Source organism: Streptomyces sp. NBC_00490 (assembly GCF_036013645.1).
In the GTDB taxonomy this organism is placed as follows: Bacteria; Actinomycetota; Actinomycetes; order Streptomycetales; family Streptomycetaceae; genus Streptomyces; species Streptomyces canus_F.
The window spans coordinates 7,397,789-7,415,687 of record NZ_CP107869.1; the positions used below are offsets into that span (position 1 = coordinate 7,397,789).

The 17,899-nt window shown below is 70.3% G+C and carries 14 protein-coding genes and 1 riboswitch; of the genes, 8 read left to right on the forward strand and 6 right to left on the reverse strand.

The window, feature by feature from the left end; all coding sequences use genetic code 11:
• Positions 1-14: 14 nt before the first annotated feature.
• From OG381_RS33855 to OG381_RS33865, 3 genes are all read right to left on the reverse strand, one after another.
• Entirely contained in the window at positions 15-959 is a 945-nt protein-coding gene (locus OG381_RS33855) for a sucrase ferredoxin (protein WP_327719788.1), read from the reverse strand.
• A 57-nt stretch (positions 960-1,016) separates the two neighbouring features.
• Positions 1,017-2,270, reverse strand: a complete 1,254-nt coding sequence (locus OG381_RS33860; RefSeq protein ID WP_327719789.1) for a citrate synthase — start codon at positions 2,268-2,270, stop codon at positions 1,017-1,019.
• Positions 2,271-2,369: 99 nt separating this feature from the next.
• Positions 2,370-3,539: a citrate synthase gene (locus OG381_RS33865; protein ID WP_327719790.1), complete on the reverse strand. Its 1,170-nt coding sequence runs from the start codon at positions 3,537-3,539 to the stop codon at positions 2,370-2,372.
• 151 nt (positions 3,540-3,690) lie between these two features.
• On the opposite strand from OG381_RS33865, the gene OG381_RS33870 reads away from it, so the two are divergent.
• The 5 genes from OG381_RS33870 (at position 3,691) to OG381_RS33890 (ending at position 9,470) form a co-directional block, all read left to right on the forward strand.
• Positions 3,691-4,680, forward strand: a complete 990-nt coding sequence (locus OG381_RS33870) for a pirin family protein (RefSeq protein ID WP_327719792.1) — start codon at positions 3,691-3,693, stop codon at positions 4,678-4,680.
• A gap of 22 nt (positions 4,681-4,702) precedes the next feature.
• Positions 4,703-5,041, forward strand: coding sequence for a GNAT family N-acetyltransferase (locus OG381_RS33875; protein ID WP_327719793.1), 339 nt, complete (start codon positions 4,703-4,705; stop codon positions 5,039-5,041).
• Positions 5,042-5,478: 437 nt separating this feature from the next.
• Positions 5,479-7,218 carry a pyruvate dehydrogenase gene (locus tag OG381_RS33880; protein WP_327719794.1) on the forward strand — a complete coding sequence of 580 codons (1,740 nt, stop codon included), beginning with the start codon at positions 5,479-5,481 and terminating at the stop codon, positions 7,216-7,218.
• Positions 7,219-7,251: 33 nt separating this feature from the next.
• On the forward strand, positions 7,252-8,904 hold the full coding sequence (locus OG381_RS33885; protein WP_327719795.1) for an NAD-dependent malic enzyme: 1,653 nt from the start codon (positions 7,252-7,254) through the stop codon (positions 8,902-8,904).
• Positions 8,905-9,002: 98 nt separating this feature from the next.
• Positions 9,003-9,470, forward strand: a complete 468-nt coding sequence (locus OG381_RS33890) for a MarR family winged helix-turn-helix transcriptional regulator (protein WP_307024972.1) — start codon at positions 9,003-9,005, stop codon at positions 9,468-9,470.
• Between the two features lie 194 nt (positions 9,471-9,664).
• Here the strand turns inward: OG381_RS33890 and OG381_RS33895 are convergent, their stop codons facing one another.
• Together OG381_RS33895 and OG381_RS33900 are read right to left on the reverse strand one after the other, a co-directional pair.
• Entirely contained in the window at positions 9,665-9,901 is a 237-nt protein-coding gene (locus OG381_RS33895; RefSeq protein ID WP_307024969.1) for a hypothetical protein, read from the reverse strand.
• 144 nt (positions 9,902-10,045) lie between these two features.
• Positions 10,046-10,561 (reverse strand): DUF6082 family protein, encoded by a 516-nt coding sequence (locus tag OG381_RS33900; protein WP_327719796.1) that lies wholly within the window; start codon positions 10,559-10,561, stop codon positions 10,046-10,048.
• Positions 10,562-10,912: 351 nt separating this feature from the next.
• Here OG381_RS33900 and OG381_RS33905 point away from each other — a divergent pair, with 351 nt between their 5' ends.
• On the forward strand, positions 10,913-11,977 hold the full coding sequence (locus OG381_RS33905; RefSeq protein WP_327719797.1) for a CobW family GTP-binding protein: 1,065 nt from the start codon (positions 10,913-10,915) through the stop codon (positions 11,975-11,977).
• Here OG381_RS33905 and OG381_RS33910 read toward each other — a convergent pair.
• The gene (locus OG381_RS33910) at positions 11,974-14,433 is read right to left on the reverse strand and encodes a DNA gyrase/topoisomerase IV subunit A (RefSeq protein WP_327719798.1); all 2,460 of its coding nucleotides are present in this window, start codon (positions 14,431-14,433) and stop codon (positions 11,974-11,976) included. The two genes, OG381_RS33905 and OG381_RS33910, sit on opposite strands and share 4 nt — an antisense overlap.
• A 315-nt stretch (positions 14,434-14,748) precedes the next feature.
• Between OG381_RS33910 and OG381_RS33915 the strand changes: the two genes are divergently transcribed.
• Together OG381_RS33915 and OG381_RS33920 are read left to right on the forward strand one after the other, a co-directional pair.
• Positions 14,749-16,143 (forward strand): M16 family metallopeptidase, encoded by a 1,395-nt coding sequence (locus OG381_RS33915; RefSeq protein WP_327719799.1) that lies wholly within the window; start codon positions 14,749-14,751, stop codon positions 16,141-16,143.
• The gene (locus OG381_RS33920) at positions 16,140-17,528 is read left to right on the forward strand and encodes a M16 family metallopeptidase (protein ID WP_327719800.1); all 1,389 of its coding nucleotides are present in this window, start codon (positions 16,140-16,142) and stop codon (positions 17,526-17,528) included. Before OG381_RS33915 ends, OG381_RS33920 begins: the two co-directional genes overlap by 4 nt.
• A gap of 191 nt (positions 17,529-17,719) precedes the next feature.
• Positions 17,720-17,888, forward strand: a riboswitch (cyclic di-AMP (ydaO/yuaA leader).
• Positions 17,889-17,899: the final 11 nt, after the last annotated feature.

Here is a 17,899-nt window from a genome sequence, read left to right on the forward strand (position 1 = left end):
GTCGTACGCCCAGGTCAGCTCGCCAGCGCTGTCGACGGTGCCAGCTCGCGCACCGCCACCACGTCCATCCGCGCGGGCGAGCCCAGCACCGACGTCCCGCAGCTCTCCGCGCGGGGCGGCAGGGACGCGCTCTGGGCCACGGCGACCCGCCAGTGGCGCCCGTCGACATGCGCGACGGTCACCTCCCAGCGGGGAGCCGCGCCGTCCATCCGTACGACGGTCAGCGCGTCCGCCGTGTACTCGCCCGCCGCCGCGCGCACCGCCAGCTCCGCCGCCTGGCCGGGCCGCTCCCAGGCCGAGCCTCCGCGGCAGCCCTCCACGACGATCCGTCCGTCCTGGACGCTGTGCAGGATCTCCTTGACGGCATGGGCCCCTACCCGGCCGTACGCGTAGCCGTACGGCAGGACGAGCAGCGTCGGCGAGAAGCGATGTCCACCCAGATGGGTGACCTCCCAGACCCCGTCGACCCCGGAGGCGGACAGCTCGGCGGCCAGGGGCCGGCCGAGGAGTGCGCAGCAGCGGTCGCGCTTGCCGTTGGTGCAGACGAGCGCGAGCGGGTCACCTGTGTGGGGCCGCCCGTCGAGCGCCGAGCCGAAGCTGTCGTGGTCACCGGCGCCCAGCGCGGCGAAGTCGAGATCGAGCAGGCGCCGCGGGTCGTGGACCTCGGCGCTGTGCAGCCAGACGTTGCCGGGAGCCGTGTGGGACGCGTACACCCGGCGTACGGACGGTGTGCCGCAGTCCGCGTGCCGCCCGGGGCGGCGGATGAGCGCGATCCGCACGCCCGTGCCCTTCGCCGCCCGTTCCAGGGCTCGGCCCAGGGCGGGGTCCAGATGGCTCGAGGTGAGCGCATGCGCGCCCCACGGACCGGGCTGTTCGAGGAGCAGCCAGGTCTTCGCGGTCGCCGCGGTCCCGGAAATGGGCTCGTCGAGGTCGCGGGAGACGGATGCACACGTACTCACAGAGGTGAGCCTAACCTGACTTGGCTCGGGGCGACTTCCGGCGGTGCCGGTGTCCCGCTACGGCAGCGCTTGAGGCGGCTTGGTGCCCACGTAGAGACCGCTCGGCCGCATGCGCAGCGGGCGCTCCCCGTACTCCTCCAGGGTGTGGGCGATCCAGCCCGCCGTACGGGCGACAGCGAAGATTGTCTCGCCTGCCGTGGCGGGCATCCCGGAGGAGGCGGTGAGCACGGCGAGGGCGAGGTCCACGTTGGCGTGCAGCGGGGTGTGGCGGGCGGTGGTGGCCACCACGTCGCGGGCCGCGGCGAGGGCGGGTGCCGCGCGAGGGATCTCCTCCAGGAGGCCGAACAGGGCACGCGCGCGTGGGTCCTCGCCCGGGTAGAGCCGGTGGCCCAGTCCCGGGATGCGGCGTCCGGCCCGCAGCTCGTCCGCGATCACGGGGCCCGCGTCGCCGCGGTCGAGCACGTCCAGCAGCAGGCGGTGGGCGAGCCCGCTGGCCGCGCCGTGCAGCGGGCCCTCGAGCACGCCGAGCCCGGCGGAGACGGCCGCGTAGGCGTGTGCGCGGGCCGAGGCGGCGACCCGCACGGCGAGGGTGGAGGCGGCCAGGTCGTGGTCGACGAGCAGGCCCAGAGCGGTGTCCAGGGCACGCAGGGACGCCTCGTCGGGCTTGCGCGCGCTGAGCCGCGCCCACAGGCGCTCGGCCAGCGAGCCCTCGTCGCGGTGACCGATCCGCACCGGTGGCAGGGCGGCGACGAGGGTGGGGATGAGGATGCGCGCGGTGCCCAGTACGGCGCTCTCGGACAGGTCGAAGCGCAGCGGGTCCGCGGTCGCGGCGGCGATCGCCGCGACCCGCAACCGGTCGGTGGGCGAGGTGTGTTCGGGCAGCGCGTCGACGGCGCGTCGGGCGACGGAGACGGAGGTGTCGGGGGCCGTGAACGTCGTGCCGGGAAGCATCCGCCCCGTCCACAGCCACTCGGCGATCTCCTCGTAGGAATGGCGCGCGGCCAGTTCGGTCGCGTCGACGCCCCGGAAGTAGTACCGGTCCGTGTCGATGAGCGTGATGCGGGTCCGCACGGACAGCTCGCCGCCGGAGCCCGGACTCCCGCCGCTGTCCCGCCTGTTGCGCCGGGCGAGCGCCTGCACCTCCTTGGCGTCGAAGGTGCTGCCGCGGCCGCCGGACACCCGTCGGCTGCCGAGCTGACCGCGGCTCACATAGGCGTAGACGGTCTCGGGCTTCACGCCGAGCAGCTCGGCGGCCTCCTTGGTGGTCAGCCGCCGTCCCTCGAGGTCGGGAACGGGTTCGTGATCGCTCATGAGGTCACCGTATCGGCGCTGAGTGAATGTTGATTCAGTCAATAGTGACGACGGGTGAGTCATCCATGCACAGTCGAATCCATTCCAGGGGGAGACATGTCAGGCCATCGTCGGTACCGCCACCGGCGCTTCAGGCCCCACGTACCGCGCCGCCGGACGGATGATCTTCGAGTCCTCTGCCTGTTCCAGGATGTTCGCTCCCCAGCCGACCACGCGCGCCGCCGCGAACGTCGGGGTGAACATCTGCCGCGGCAGGCCGCACAGTTCCATGACCACGCCCGCGTAGAACTCGACGTTGGTGTGGAGTTCGCGGCCGGGCTTGAGCTCCGCCAGGATCGCCTCCACGCGCTGTTCGACCTCGGTCGCGAAGTCGACCAGCGGGCCGCCGAACTGTTCCGCGATGCCACGCAGCATGCGGGAACGGGGATCCTCGGTGCGGTAGACAGGGTGGCCGAAGCCCATGATGCGGTCCCCGGCAAGGACGTGTTGCCGGATCCACGGGTCGATACGGTCCCGGCTGCCGATCGCGTCCAGCGTGTCCAGCGCGCGGCTCGGAGCGCCGCCGTGGAGGGGGCCGGAGAGTGCCCCCACCGCGCCGGCCAGGGCGGCCGCCACGTCCGCCCCGGTCGATGCGATCACTCTCGCCGTGAACGTTGATGCGTTGAATCCATGGTCAATGGTCGAGATCAAGTACTGCTCGATCGCCCTCGCCCGGTCCGCGTCCGGTTCCGAACCGGTCAGCATGTAGAGGTAGTTCGCGGCGTACGGCAGATCCGCCCGCGGTTCCACCGGTTCGAGGCCCTGCCCGAGCCGGTACAGCGCCGTCAGCAGCGTGGGTACGGCCGCCGCGGCCGCGATGGTGTCCGCGCGCCGCTGGTCGGTGTCGATGTCGTACACCGGCCGGAACCCCTTGGAGGCCCCGAACAGGGACAGTGCGGTCCGTAGACCGGCGAGCGGGCCGGATGCGCCGCTCGCCGCGGCGAGGGCGGGCAGTACGGCGCGCACGTCCTCGGGCAGGCGGCGGAGTTCCGCTGTCTGCGCCGTGAACGCGGACAGTTGCGCAGCGTCCGGCAGGTCGCCGCCGTGGACCATCAAGTACCAGACGTCCTCGAAGCCGCGGGTCCGCGCGAGGTCGACTGCCGAGTACTGGCGATAGTGATAGAAGCCCTCCAGCCCTCTGACGTCCCCGAGTGCGGTGTCGGTGACGACGACACCCGCGAGGCCTCGCGGCACGTTGACGGTGGCGGACGCGGTCTGGTTGATCGGCATGTTCCCTCCTTGAACTTGATTCGACTGTCCATGCTTGACTGATTCTCTGTCAATATTGATTGAATCAATATACGGAGGGATGTCGGGCGACGGTTGTGCGATCATGGCATGGTAGTTGATGTAGCAACTAGATCCCTGGGAGGTGATCTCGGTGAGCAACGTGGAAGCCGAGTCGGCAGTGATGAGATGCGGGGCGCCGGTCGACGACGTACGGCCGGCCGGGGCGCCCCGGGTCGACGTGCTCTCCGCGCGGGACGTGCCCCTGGGGGGACCCCGGTCGATGACGGTGCGGCGGACGCTGCCGCAGCGGGACCGGACGCTGATCGGAGCCTGGTGCTTCGCCGACCATTACGGCCCCGACCAGGTCGCCGACAGCGGTGGCATGGCGCTGCCGCCGCACCCGCACACCGGGCTGCAGACGGTGACCTGGCTGTTCGGCGGGGAGGTCGAGCACCGCGACACGCTCGGCACCCACGCCGTGGTGCGCCCCGGCGAGATCAACCTCATGACCGGCGGATACGGCATCGCCCACTCGGAGGTCTCCACCCCGCGCACGACCGTCGTCCATGGCGTGCAGCTGTGGGTGGCGCTGCCGGAGGAGCACCGGAACGCCGACCGGGACTTCCAGCACCACGCGCCCGAGCCGGTGCGGATCCAAGGGGCCGAGATCAGGGTCTTTCTCGGCTCGCTCGCGGGTGAAGTCTCACCGGTGCGGACGTTCACGCCGCTGCTCGGCGCCGAGATCGTCCTCGAACCGGGTATGACGATCACCCTCTCCGTGGACGCCGAGTTCGAGCACGGTGTTCTCGTGGACAGCGGGGACGTCCGTGTGGCCGACACCCTGCTGCACCGGGCGGAGCTGGGCTATGTCCCGCCGGGCGCCGACGCGTTGACGCTGACGAACGAGTCGGACGCTCCGGCGCGGGCCATTCTGCTCGGCGGCACCCCGTTCGAGGAGGAGATCGTCATGTGGTGGAACTTCATCGGCCGCACCCACGAGGACATCGCCAAGGCCCGCGAGGACTGGGAGACCTCCTCCGAACGCTTCGGCACCATCGAGAGCTTTCCCGGTGGCCGCCTTCCCGCGCCCGCCCTGCCCAACGCCACGATCAGGCCGCGCCGCAACCCTCCGCGTCGCTGACCTCCCTCGGAAAGGTCCACTCATGAGCCAGCCTTCTGCCGACCCGGTCGTCGAGCGCGCGGACGCACACCATCGGTACGAGATCGTGGTCGACGGCAAGCGTGCCGGTCTGACCGAGTACCGCGACCACGGTGAGCAGCGCGTCTTCTTCCACACGGAGGTCGACGACGCCTACGCCGGACAAGGCCTGGCCGCGCAACTGGTGCGCCAGGCGCTCACCGACACGCGCGCCTCCGGCAAGCGGATCGTGCCGGTCTGCCCGTACGTGGCCAAGTTCCTGAAGAGGCATGACGAGTTCGCCGACATCGCCGACCCGGTGACTCCCGAGATCCTGCGGTGGCTGGAGGCTCACCTGGACTGACCGGTCGTCGTTGGCCGACCCCTGCCGAGGTTGATGTGTCATCAGAGTCGATGGGGCATGGATGACACATCAATCAAGCGGAGGTGAAGCCGATGCGGCTGAGGCGTTCCGATGCCTACGACGGCTCAGGCGCCGGTTCCGCGAGGGCGGCCCGTGCGGCGGCGACGGCCCGTCCGCGCTCCGACTCGGGGAAGCGGTCGAGCATCGCGCGCAGCTCCTCGGTGTCCGAAGGCGAGATCAGACATGGCTGGATTCCTTCGTGAGTAGGTGTTGTGCGTCAGGGGTGGCTGCGCGGCGCCAACGGTTGACGTGTCAAGGGTGGTCCGCTCTAATTGATGTGTCAACTAAATGGTGGTGAAGCGATAGAAGGGTCAACAAAATCGGAATGGGTAGGCGCCGGACGACACGGCGTACAGCTCACGAGGAGAAGCCCGGCGATGCGAAACGTGACCGTAGCCCAGCAGATGGTGGACATCCTGCGCCAGGCGGGCGTGGAGCGGATCTACGGAGTGGTGGGCGACAGTCTGAACCCCGTGGTCGACGCGGTGCGGCGCACCGACGGCATCGAGTGGGTGCACGTACGCAACGAGGAGGCCGCCGCGTTCGCCGCGTCGGCGGAGGCACAGCTGACCGGCAAGCTCGCGGTGTGCGCGGGAAGCTGCGGCCCCGGCAACACTCATCTGATCCAGGGCCTGTACGACGCGCACCGCTCCGGCGCGCCCGTGCTGGCGATCGCCTCGCACATCCCCTCGCACCAGATCGGCACCGGCTTCTTCCAGGAGACGCACCCCGAGCGCGTGTTCACCGACTGCAGCGACTACTGCGAGATGATCAGCACCCCCGAGCAGATGCCCCGCGTCCTGCGAATCGCCCTGCAGCGCGCCCTCGGGCACAGCGCGGTCTCGGTGCTCGTCGTCCCGGGCGATGTCACCCACGCCCAGGCGACCCAACCGACCGGGAGCAGTGACCTGGTCGCCGAACGCGGCCGGGTGATCCCGCCGGACACGCAGGTGCGGGCCCTGGCCGAGAAGCTGAACGCGGCGCGGAAGGTGATGCTGTTCGCCGGCGCCGGAGTCCGGGACGCGCACGCCGAGGTCATGGCACTCGCCGAGAAGGCCGCCGCCCCCGTCGGGCACACGCTGCGCGGCAAGGAGTGGATCCAGTTCGACAACCCCTATGACGTCGGCATGAGCGGACTGCTGGGCTACGGGGCGTGCTTCGACGCGATGCACGAGGCCGACCTGGTCGTCCTGCTGGGTACGGACTTCCCGTACAACGACTTCCTGCCGCAGGCGCGGACCGTACAGATCGATCACGACGCGGGGCGCCTGGGCCGCCGTACGGTGCTGGAGCTCGGTGTCCACGGCGACGTACGGGAGACACTGCGCGCGGTGCTGCCGCTGGTGGAAGCGGAGCGGGACCGTTCCTATCTGGACCGCAGTCTGCGCAAGCACGCCAAGTCCCTGGAGACGGTGGTCGGCGCCTATACGCGCGACGTCGAGCGGCACCTCCCGATCCACCCCGAGTACGCGGCCTCCGTCCTGGACGAACTCGCCGCCGACGACGCCGTGTTCACCGTCGACACCGGCATGTCCAACGTCTGGGCGGCCCGCTATCTGACCCCCAACGGGCGGCGCCGGGTGATCGGTTCCTTCCTGCACGGCACCATGGCCAACGCGCTGCCGCACGCCATCGGCGCACAGTTCGCCGACCGCGGCCGCCAGGTGATCTCGATGTCGGGCGACGGCGGACTCGGCATGCTGATGGGCGAACTGCTCACCGCGAAGTTGCACGACCTGCCGGTGAAGACGATCGTGTTCAACAACTCCTCCCTCGGGATGGTGAAGTTGGAGATGCTGGTCGACGGACTGCCCGACTACGAGACCGACCACGAGCCGGTGGACTTCGCGGCGATCGCCCGCGGCGCCGGCATCGAGGCGATCCGCGTCGAACGGCCCGAGGACGTCACCGCCGGCCTCAAGCAGGCCTTCGCCCACGACGGCCCCTTCCTGGTCGACCTGGTGACCGACCCCAACGCGCTGTCGATCCCGCCCCACATCTCGGCCGGTCAGGTGAAGGGTTTCGCGTTCGCGGCAGGTCGGACCGTGCTCGACGGAGGGGTCGGCAAGATGCTGGACCTGGCGCGCGCCAACCTGCGCAACATCCCCCGCCCCTGAAGCCCGCCCACCGTGGACCTGTGAGGAAGCGTCATGACGTCGACCAACCCGGCTTCCGCCCGCGGGGCGGCCCTGCTCGCCGACCCGCTGCTCAACAAGGGCACCGCCTTCAGCCCGCAAGAACGCGCCGAACTCGGCCTGGACGGGCTGCTGCCGCCCGCGACGGAGAGCCTCGAGGAACAGGCGGACCGGGCGCACAAGGCGTTCCTCGCGTACGACAAGCCGCTCAACCGGCACATCTACCTGCGCCAGCTCCAGGACACCAACGAGGTGCTCTTCTACGACCTGCTCACCCGCCACCTGGAGGAGATGCTGCCGGTCGTCTACACCCCGACGGTCGGCGAGGCGTGCCGGCGCTTCAGCCAGATCTACCGCAGGCCGCGCGGCCTGTTCCTGTCCTACGAGGACCGCCACCGCTTCCGGGAGATCCTCCGCAACCGGCCCAACCCCGATGTCGACGTCATCGTCGTCACCGACGGCCAGCGCATCCTGGGCCTGGGCGACCAGGGGGTGGGCGGCATGGGCATCCCGATCGGCAAGCTCAGCCTCTACACCGCCATCGGCGGCATCCACCCCGCGCGCACCCTGCCGATCCTGCTCGACGCCGGCACCGACAACGAGCAGCTGCTGACCGGCGAGCACTATCTCGGCCGCAGGCAGCATCGCGTCACCGGGGACGCCTACGACGAGATGATCGAGGCGTTCGTCTCCGCCGTGGAAGCCGAACTCCCCGGCACCCTCCTCCAATGGGAGGACTTCGCGACCGCGCACGCCCGCCCGATCCTCGGCCGCTACCAGGACCGGCTGCTGACCTTCAACGACGACATCCAGGGCACCGCGGCCGTGGCACTCGGCGCGCTGACCACCGCCACGAAGGTCGCCGGGACGCGGCTGACCGACCACCGCGTCGTGGTCCTCGGCGCGGGATCGGCGGCGATCGGGGTCGCCGACATGATCCGCACCGCGCTCGTCGAGGAAGGCCTCTCCGAGCAGCAGGCGGCCGACCGCTTCTGGTTCGTCGACATCGACGGCCTGCTGGTGAGCTCCCGCACCGACCTCACTCCCGAGCAGCGGGTCTACGCGCGCGACGACGCGGAGGTACGACAGTGGGGTGGGAGCGATCTGGCTCAGGTCGTGGACGAGGTGAAGCCGACGGTGCTGATCGGGCTGTCCACCGCGCACGGCGCGTTCACCGAGGAGATCGTGCGGACCATGGCCGACGCCTGTGACCGGCCGGTGATCCTGCCGCTGTCCAACCCGACCTCGAACGCCGAGGCCGAGCCCGCCGACCTCGCCCGCTGGACCGACGGCAGGGCCCTGATCGCCGCCGGTTCGCCCTTCCCGCCGCTGAAGGTGGACGGGCGGGAGGTGCCGGTCGCTCAGGCCAACAACGTCTACGTCTTCCCCGCCGTCGGCCTGGCCGTGGCCGCCTGCCGGGCCTCCCGGGTGACCGACCGCATGATGGTGGCCGCGGCGCGGGCCGTGGGGGAGTGCGCGGCACGAGCCGGCACGGACGAGGCCACCCCGCTGCTGCCACCGCTGGCGGGCATGCGGGAGGCGGCCCGCGAGATCGCTCTGGCCGTGGCCGAGGCCGCGGTGGAGGACGGGGTGGCCCCCCAGGCCACGGAGGCCGAGCTGCGCGAGGCGATCTCGGCGACACAGTGGACACCGCGATACGCGTCCTGACCACGAGGTCTCGGACGCCGTGCACGTGCTCGTGCTGGTGTTCGGTGGGTCGCCCTTCGTCAGCTGGATGACTTGTCAACTCCTCTACACTCGCTTGTATGGATGACGAGGTGCGGTGGTTGACGGCGGAGGAGCAGCACGCCTGGCGGAGCTTTGTCCGGCTGCACGAGCGGCTGGTGGGCCGTCTGTCACGCATGCTCCAGAGCGAGTCGAAACTCTCGGCCGCGGACTTCGCCGTACTGGTCAACCTGACGGATGTGCCGGAAGGCCGGCAGCGCTACCAGGATCTGTCCCGGGCGCTTGAGTGGGAGAAGAGCAGGATGTCCCACCACATCGCGCGGATGGCCGGGCGAGGGCTCGTGATCCGCGAGGAGTGCCCCGAGGACGCGCGAGGAGCGTTCGTGGTGATCACGGACGCCGGGCGGGCGGCGATCGCGGCGGCGGCTCCGATGCACGTCGAGGCGGTGCGGGAGCTGTTCCTGGACCATGTCACCCCGGCGGAGCTGCGGACGCTGGCCGACATCTCCGACCGGGTGGTGGCGAAGCTGGACGAGGACCCCGCCTGATCGACCGCAGGGCCTTCGTGGCATGACACGCGTGTGGCCTGGTGCCGTTCTGGCGCCAGGCCTCATCGAGGGAGATCGAGCAGGGACGGGGTGACGGGCTGCTCGCCGGTGGGCGCCCGGGACGCTTCTTGGTGAGGTGCGGCCGGGCGGGGCTCTTTCACGTGACGAGTCCGGTGCGGACGCGCGCCCGTGGTTCAGGCGTCGGGGATGTCCGCTTTGGCGCGGATCAGGGTCTCCCGGCTCACGATGACGATGCGTTCGTAGTCGGCACGGGAGGCATCGGCGGGGAGTTCACGCTCAAGCGCCTCGGTGGCTTCGGTTCCGATGACGGCGAAGTTGCCGTCGCTCAGCTCGAACACGTCCGGGCAGCTGGCGCCCGTGTTGGAGCCTCGGGCGCTTGGAGGCACACCGATGCGGCGCACGATTTTCAAGGGGTATCGGTCCTTCGCTGTGTGGGGCACAGTGCTGGCAGAACCGTACTGGGGTTGATGAGCGCTGCGCGTTCATGCGGCCAAAGTCGCAGGCTCGTGTTGGCGGGGCGCCTGAGCGGGATGATGCGGCGGGGCGGGCGGGGATCACTCGGACGGAGGGTTGCCCACCACCCACCACTCGTCGGTGTCCGCCTCGTCCAGGTCCCGTACGAGACCGTCGATCATGCGCCCGACGCGTGCCTCGTCGGACGACTGCTTCAGGTTCGCCCGCTGGGCCTTCGATGCGTCCCAGTACTCACGGAACAGCGGATTCTGCAGCAACTCGCGCATGGCTATGTACAGCTCCTCCTGGTCCAGGACCTCGGCCCGGAACAGATGGAACAGGTAGGCGTACCACGCGTTGGCGTAGAGGAACTGGCGACGCTTCGCCGCCGGGATGCTCTTGTCGTACGTGTCGATCACCGCGAAGAGGGTGGGGTCGTCGATCGCCCTGGACAGCAGCTCCCAGTGCATGCGCTGCTGATGCGCGTACCCCTTGCGCCGAACCGCCAGCGCTTGGAGCTCCAGTCGCCGCTCGTCCAGCCGGGTCGCGTCGAGACGCCGTTGGCGTGCTGCCATCGTCACCGTGGCGGCCAGGAGCGCGAGCGTGGCGGCGCTCATCCTCCCCGCGAAGTGCCTAAGTGTGGCCATGTCAACCCCCGAATCAGGCGGCCGTCCGCCGGTCGTCGGGGTGCGGGTCGACGGAAGGGGACCGGCGAGCGATGGGCGGCGCTTGCCGTCTCCCAGAATGCCGAGCGGCTCTGATCGGCGGGGAGGCGGAGAGGCGGCGCACGGAAGGAAGCGAGGGTCGCACGAACCGGCGCCTTGCCCAACGTCTGCCCCGCAAGTGCTGCTAACAATCGTTCACTTCGCGGTGATTCTTCCGGCTCGTATCCTGGTCCGGCATTCAATCCTCGTACGTGCGCCGGGCCCACGATCCGGTGCACGCGTCGGTGTCAGAGAGGTCGCACGTTGAGTCAGCCGAGTCACACCCTTCGGCAGATCCCGGTCGTCGTACTCGCCGGATTCCTCGGTTCCGGCAAGACCACCCTCCTCAACCATCTCCTGCACCGCAGCGGAGGCAGCCGTATCGGTGCGATCGTCAACGACTTCGGGGCCATCGAGATCGACGCCATGGCCGTCGCGGGCGCTCTCGGCGACTCCACCGTCTCCCTCGGCAACGGCTGCCTGTGCTGCGCCGTCGACGTCGGCGAGCTGGACGAGTACCTCGCACGGCTGGCCCGTCCGGACACCGGCATCGACGTGATCGTCATCGAGGCCAGCGGACTCGCCGAACCCCAGGAACTCGTGCGCATGGTGCTCGCGAGCGAGCATCCGGGGATCGTCTACGGCGGACTCGTCGAAGTCGTCGACGCCGCCGAGTTCGACGACACCCGCGCCAAGCACCCCGAGATCGACCGGCATCTCGCCCTCGCCGACCTCGTCGTGGTCAACAAGCTCGACCGGGCGGTCGACGGCGAGCGCGTCCTCGGACTCGTACGGTCCCTCGTCGACCGTGCCGCCGTGGTGCCCGCCGCCTACGGCCGCATCGACCCCGAGTTCCTCTTCGACTGCCGGCCCGGCGAGGAGCGGATCGGGCAGCTCTCCTTCGACGACCTGCACCACCACGAGGACGACCCGCACGACGGCCATCTGCACGCCGCGTACGAGAGCCTCTCCTTCGCCTCCGGGACGCCGCTCGACCCGCGCCGGCTGATGCGGTTCCTCGACAGCCGCCCCGAGGGGCTGTACCGGATCAAGGGGTACGTCGACTTCGGCGCGTACGACACCCGGAACCGTTACGCCGTCCATGCCGTCGGGCGGTTCCTGCGCTTCTACCCGGAACCCTGGCCGGCGGACGCCGAGCGCCTCAGCCAGCTGGTTCTCATCGGCTCCGGCATCGACGTGCCCGGACTCGGCAAGGAACTGGGGGAGTGCGCGAGCGACGCCCCGCACACCGCCGACGAGCACGGAATGTGGGGCGTCCTGCGCTACGTACAGGATCCCGAAGCGGACCTTCAGGACCCCGCGTTCTAGACCGGTCCCGCCACCACCGACACCGTCTTCGCCAGGGACACACCCGAACCGTCGCGGCGCGGGTCGATCTCCGGCAGGTCCGCCGGTGTGCCGTTCTTCTGCGCGGCGCGGGCCGGTACCGGACCCGCCCAGGCCAGGGACAGGCAGTCCTCGCCCTTCAGGAACCGCTGGCAGCGGACACCGCCGGTGGCGCGGCCCTTGCGCGGATACTGGTCGAACGGGGTCAGCTTCGCCGTCGTCTGGACGGAGTCGTCCAGCGTGCCGCGCGAGCCCGCGACCGTGAACACGACCGCGTCCACCGCCGGGTCCACCGCGGTGAAGGAGATGACCTTCGCGCCGTCCGTGAGCTTGACGCCCGTCATGCCTCCCGCGGGCCGACCCTGCGGGCGGACCTGCGAGGCCTGGTAGCGCAGCAACTGCGCGTCGTCCGTGATGAAGACCAGGTCCTCCTCACCGGTGCGCAGCTCGACCGCGCCGACGATCCGGTCACCGTCCTTCAGCGTGATGACCTCCAACTCGTCCTTGTTGGACGGATAGTCGGGCACCACACGCTTGACGACACCCTGCTCGGTGCCGAGCGCCAGACCCGGCGACGACTCGTCGAGGGTCATCAGGCAGACCAGCGTCTCGCCGTCCACCAGGGAGACGAACTCCGTCAGCGGAGCCCCTCCGGCGAGGTTCGGCGCCGACGCCGTGTCGGGCAGTTGCGGCAGGTCGATGACGCTGATCCGCAGCAACCGGCCGCTCGACGTCACCGCCCCCACCTCGCCGCGCGCGGTCGCCGGGACCGCCGAGACGATCACGTCGTGCTTCACGCGCCGGCTGTCCGCGTCCTCCGGGAAGGGCTCACCGTTCGCCGTACGGGCCAGCAGACCCGTCGAGGACAGCAGCACCCGGCACGGGTCGTCCGCCACCTGCAGCGGAACACCGGCCGCGGGGGCGACCGCGCCAGCCTCCAGCAGGACCGTACGCCGGTCGGTGCCGAACTTCTTGGCCACCGCGGCCAGTTCGGTGGAGACCAGCTTGCGCAGCTCGGTGTCCGAGTCGAGGATCCGGGTCAGCTCCTCGATCTCCGCGTTGAGCCGGTCCTTCTCGGACTCCAGCTCGATGCGGTCGAACTTGGTGAGACGGCGCAGCGGCGTGTCCAGGATGTACTGCGTCTGGATCTCGCTCAGCGAGAAGCGCTCCATCAGGCGCTGCTTGGCCTGCGCGGAGTTGTCGCTGGAGCGGATGAGGCGGATGACCTCGTCGATGTCGACGAGCGCCGTGAGCAGGCCCTCCACCAGGTGCAGACGGTCGCGGCGCTTGGTGCGGCGGAACTCGCTGCGCCGGCGCACGACCTCGAAGCGGTGGTCGAGGTAGACCTCCAGGAGCTCCTTGAGGCCCAGCGTCAGCGGCTGGCCGTCGACCAGCGCGACGTTGTTGATGCCGAAGGACTCCTCCATCGGCGTCAGCTTGTACAGCTGCTCCAGGACCGCCTCCGGCACGAAGCCGTTCTTGATCTCGATGACCAGACGCAGGCCGTGCGCGCGGTCGGTGAGGTCCTTGACGTCGGCGATGCCCTGGATCTTCTTCGAGCCGACCAGGTCCTTGATCTTGGCGATGACCTTCTCCGGGCCCACCGCGAAGGGAAGCTCGGTGATGACCAGACCCTTGCGGCGGGCCGTGACGGTGTCCACCGACACCGTGGCGCGGATCTTGAAGGTGCCGCGGCCCGTCTCGTAGGCGTCCCGGATACCGGCCAGACCCACGATCCGGCCGCCGGTGGGCAGGTCGGGGCCCGGAACGTACTTCATCAGGGTCTCGAGATCCGCGTTGGGATGGCGGATCAGATGGCGGGCGGCCGCGATGACCTCGGAGAGGTTGTGCGGGGGCATGTTGGTGGCCATGCCGACCGCGATGCCCGACGCGCCGTTCACCAGCAGGTTCGGGAACGCGGCGGGCAGCGCCACCGGCTCCTGCTCCTGGCCGTCGTAGTTGGGGGCGAAGTCGACCGTGTCCTCGTCGATCGACTCGGTCATCAGGCTCGTCGCCTCGGCCTGGCGGCACTCGGTGTACCGCATGGCGGCCGGCGGGTCGTCGTTGCCCAGCGAACCGAAGTTGCCGTGGCCGTCGACCAGCGGCACCCGCATGGAGAAGGGCTGGGCCATGCGCACCAGGGCGTCGTAGATCGACGCGTCGCCGTGCGGGTGCAGCTTGCCCATGACCTCGCCGACGACACGGGCGCACTTCACATAGCCGCGGTCGGGGCGCAGGCCCATCTCGTTCATCTGGTAGACGATGCGGCGGTGCACCGGCTTGAGGCCGTCGCGGGCGTCCGGCAGGGCGCGGGAGTAGATGACCGAGTACGCGTACTCGAGGAAGGAGCCCTGCATCTCGTCGACGACGTCGATGTCGAGGATCTTCTCCTCGAACGAGTCGTCGGGCGGCGGGGTCTTCGTGCTACGGCGGGCCATCGCTGCCGGCTCCTCTTTTCTGGTCGCTCGCCTTCGGGTCGCGCCCCTTCGGCTCACTCTTGCTGAAGCGTGAACGGGATCTGACGCGGACCATTGTGGACCGTGGCACTGACAACGCGGACGACGACCCGGCGTCAGCCGTCCCGCCGTGTGTTCACCCGTACGGCGCGCGGCCCCCGCCCGCAGGCTACGGGATCTCGCTGTCGGCGTACGACCACCGGGAACTTCACCGGCGCTCCGCACGCTTGCATACAGTGGCAGGACCGGCAGAAAAACGCGGTTCAGATCAACCGCACCGCGATCGAAGGGACGTACATGCCCATGGGTCACACGGCCACAGACCAGGCAGGCACCGGAGGCCTGACAGCAACGGAGCACCGCCTGGCCAACGGGCTGCGCGTGGTGCTCTCCGAGGACCACCTGACCCCGGTCGCGGCGGTGTGCCTCTGGTACGACGTCGGCTCGCGTCACGAGGTCAAGGGCCGTACCGGCCTGGCTCACCTCTTCGAGCACCTGATGTTCCAGGGCTCCGGACAGGTCAAGGGCAACGGCCACTTCGAGCTCGTCCAGGGCGCGGGCGGCTCGCTCAACGGCACCACCAGTTTCGAGCGCACCAACTACTTCGAGACCATGCCCACCCACCAGCTGGAGCTCGCCCTCTGGCTGGAGGCCGACCGCATGGGCTCGCTGCTCGCCGCCCTCGACGACGAGTCGATGGAGAACCAGCGGGACGTCGTCAAGAACGAGCGCCGGCAGCGCTACGACAACGTGCCCTACGGCACGGCGTTCGAGAAGCTGACCGCCCTCGCCTATCCCGAGGGCCACCCGTACCACCACACGCCGATCGGTTCGATGGCCGACCTGGACGCGGCCACGCTGGAGGACGCGCGCGCGTTCTTCCGGACGTACTACGCGCCCAACAACGCGGTGCTGTCCGTGGTCGGCGACATCGACCCCGAGCAGACGCTCGCCTGGATCGAGAAGTACTTCGGCTCGATCGCGTCCCACGACGGCAAGCCCGCCCCGCGCGACGGCTCGCTGCCGGAGATCATCGGCGAGCAGCTGCGCGAGGTCGTCGAGGAGGAGGTCCCCGCGCGCGCGTTGATGGCGGCCTACCGGCTGCCGCACGACGGCACGCGCGAGGCCGACGCGGCTGACCTGGCGCTCACCGTCCTCGGCGGCGGCGAGTCCTCCCGCCTCTACAACCGGCTGGTACGCCGCGACCGTACGGCCGTCGCCGCCGGCTTCGGCTTGCTGCGGCTCGCCGGGGCGCCCTCCCTGGGGTGGCTGGACGTGAAGACGTCCGGTGACGTCGAGGTGCCGGTCATCGAGACGGCGATCGACGAGGAGCTCGCCCGGTTCGCCGCGGAGGGCCCCACGGCCGAGGAAATGGAGCGCGCCCAGGCCCAGTTGGAGCGCGAGTGGCTGGACCGGCTCGGCACCGTCGCGGGCCGCGCCGACGAACTGTGCCGCTACGCCGTGCTGTTCGGCGACCCGCAGCTCGCCCTCACCGCCGTCAACCGGGTGCTCGAAGTGAGCGCCAAGGAAGTGCAGGCGGTCGCCAAGGCCTGCCTGCGTCCCGACAACCGCGCGGTGCTCGTCTACGAGCCCGTCTCCGCGGAGACCGCCGAGGACGCGGATCCCCCGGAGGACCCCGAGGCCGAGGCCACCGTCGAGGCCGGCGACAAGAACGAGGAGGCGGCCAAGTGACCGAGCTCGCCACGATGGAGTTCCACCCCCGGCCGCAGGCGGGCGAGGCGCGGCCGTGGGCCTTCCCGGCCCCCGAGCGCGGCACGCTCGACAACGGCCTGACGGTCCTGCGCTGCCACCGCCCCGGCCAGCAGGTCGTCGCCGTCGAGGTCCTTCTCGACGCCCCGCTGGACGCCGAGCCGGCCGGCCTGGACGGCGTCGCCACGATCATGGCGCGGGCCTTCTCGGAGGGCACCGACAAGCACACCGCCGAGGAGTTCGCCGCCGAGCTGGAGCGGGCCGGCGCCACGCTCGACGCCCACGCCGACCACCCCGGCGTACGGCTGAGCCTGGAGGTCCCGGCGTCGCGTCTGCCCAAGGCGCTCGGTCTGCTGGCCGACGCCCTCAGGGCGCCCGCGTTCGCGGACAGCGAGGTCGAGCGCCTCGTCACCAACCGCCTCGACGAGATCCCGCACGAGCTGGCCAACCCCTCCCGCCGGGCCGCCAAGGAGCTCTCCAGGACCCTGTTCCCGGTGGACCTGCGCATGTCCCGCCCGCGCCAGGGCACCGAGGAGACCGTCCGGAACATCGACTCCGCGGCCGTACGCGCCTTCTACGAGAAGCACGTCCGCCCGGCCACCGGCACCGTCGTGGTCGTCGGTGACCTCACCGGCATCGACCTGGACGCGCTGCTCTCCGACACCCTCGGCTCGTGGACCGGTTCCCAGGCCGAGCCGCGTCCGGTGCCGCCGATCACCGCCGACGACACGGGCCGTGTCGTCATCGTGGACCGCCCCGGTGCCGTCCAGACGCAGCTGCTGATCGGCCGGATCGGCGCCGACCGGCACGACCGGGTGTGGGCCGCGCAGGTGCTCGGCACGTACTGCCTCGGCGGCACCCTCACCTCCCGCCTGGACCGCGTCCTGCGTGAGGAGAAGGGCTACACCTACGGCGTGCGCTCGTTCGGGCAGGTCCTCAGGTCCGCCCCCGACGGGACGGGCGCCGCGATGCTCGCCATCAGCGGCTCCGTCGACACCCCGAACACCGGTCCGGCCCTGGAGGACCTGTGGACGGTGCTGCGCACCCTCGCCGCGGAGGGGCTGACCGACGCCGAGCGGGACGTCGCCGTGCAGAACCTCGTCGGCGTGGCCCCGCTGAAGTACGAGACCGCGGCGGCCGTCGCGAGCACGCTGGCCGACCAGGTCGAGCAGCACCTGCCCGACGACTACCAGGCCACGCTGTACCGGCAGCTCGCCGCGACCGGCACCGTGGAGGCCACCGCGGCGGCCGTCAACGCCTTCCCGGTGGACCGGCTGGTGACGATCCTGGTCGGCGACGCGTCGGCCATCAAGGCGCCCGTGGAGGCCCTCGGGATCGGTGAAGTGAGCGTCGTGTCCGCGGAGTAGCGGCACGCGCGTGAAGGGGCCCTGGTGACTGACGCGTCACCAGGGCCCCTTAATGTCCGAATTAGGGGAGAGGTTGCCTGTCTGCCCTGTGGCATGCGCTACAAAACCCCTGATCCGTTTGGGGATTGAAAGTCGTCCCGCTTAGCGTCATCCGGGCTGTTCGTCAGGCAGTGCGCCGCGCCCGCGGCACCGGACAGCCATCGCCGAGTCCCCGTACGGCGCGAGCCAGGGGAGCCGGGGACCCACATTCATGTAGTCCCTGGGGTGAATCGGACGCCCGCGCGCGCAGCGAGGGGGTCCGTAGGAGACCTTCCTGCTCCGAACCCGTCAGCTAACCCGGTAGGCGAGAAGGAAGGAAAGGACCAGCCACC

What these genes read in the sequence shown, in the direction of transcription:
- OG381_RS33865 (WP_327719790.1), bottom strand. Translation starts at nt 3,539, where the DNA reads ATGCCGATCAACCAGACCGCGTCCGCCACCGTCAACGTGCCGCGAGGC.
- OG381_RS33910 (WP_327719798.1), bottom strand. Translation starts at nt 14,433, where the DNA reads ATGGCCCGCCGTAGCACGAAGACCCCGCCGCCCGACGACTCGTTCGAG.
- OG381_RS33890 (WP_307024972.1), top strand. Translation starts at nt 9,003, where the DNA reads ATGGATGACGAGGTGCGGTGGTTGACGGCGGAGGAGCAGCACGCCTGG.
- OG381_RS33860 (WP_327719789.1), bottom strand. Translation starts at nt 2,270, where the DNA reads ATGAGCGATCACGAACCCGTTCCCGACCTCGAGGGACGGCGGCTGACC.
- OG381_RS33915 (WP_327719799.1), top strand. Translation starts at nt 14,749, where the DNA reads ATGCCCATGGGTCACACGGCCACAGACCAGGCAGGCACCGGAGGCCTG.
- OG381_RS33875 (WP_327719793.1), top strand. Translation starts at nt 4,703, where the DNA reads ATGAGCCAGCCTTCTGCCGACCCGGTCGTCGAGCGCGCGGACGCACAC.
- OG381_RS33880 (WP_327719794.1), top strand. Translation starts at nt 5,479, where the DNA reads ATGCGAAACGTGACCGTAGCCCAGCAGATGGTGGACATCCTGCGCCAG.
- OG381_RS33885 (WP_327719795.1), top strand. Translation starts at nt 7,252, where the DNA reads ATGACGTCGACCAACCCGGCTTCCGCCCGCGGGGCGGCCCTGCTCGCC.
- OG381_RS33900 (WP_327719796.1), bottom strand. Translation starts at nt 10,561, where the DNA reads ATGAGCGCCGCCACGCTCGCGCTCCTGGCCGCCACGGTGACGATGGCA.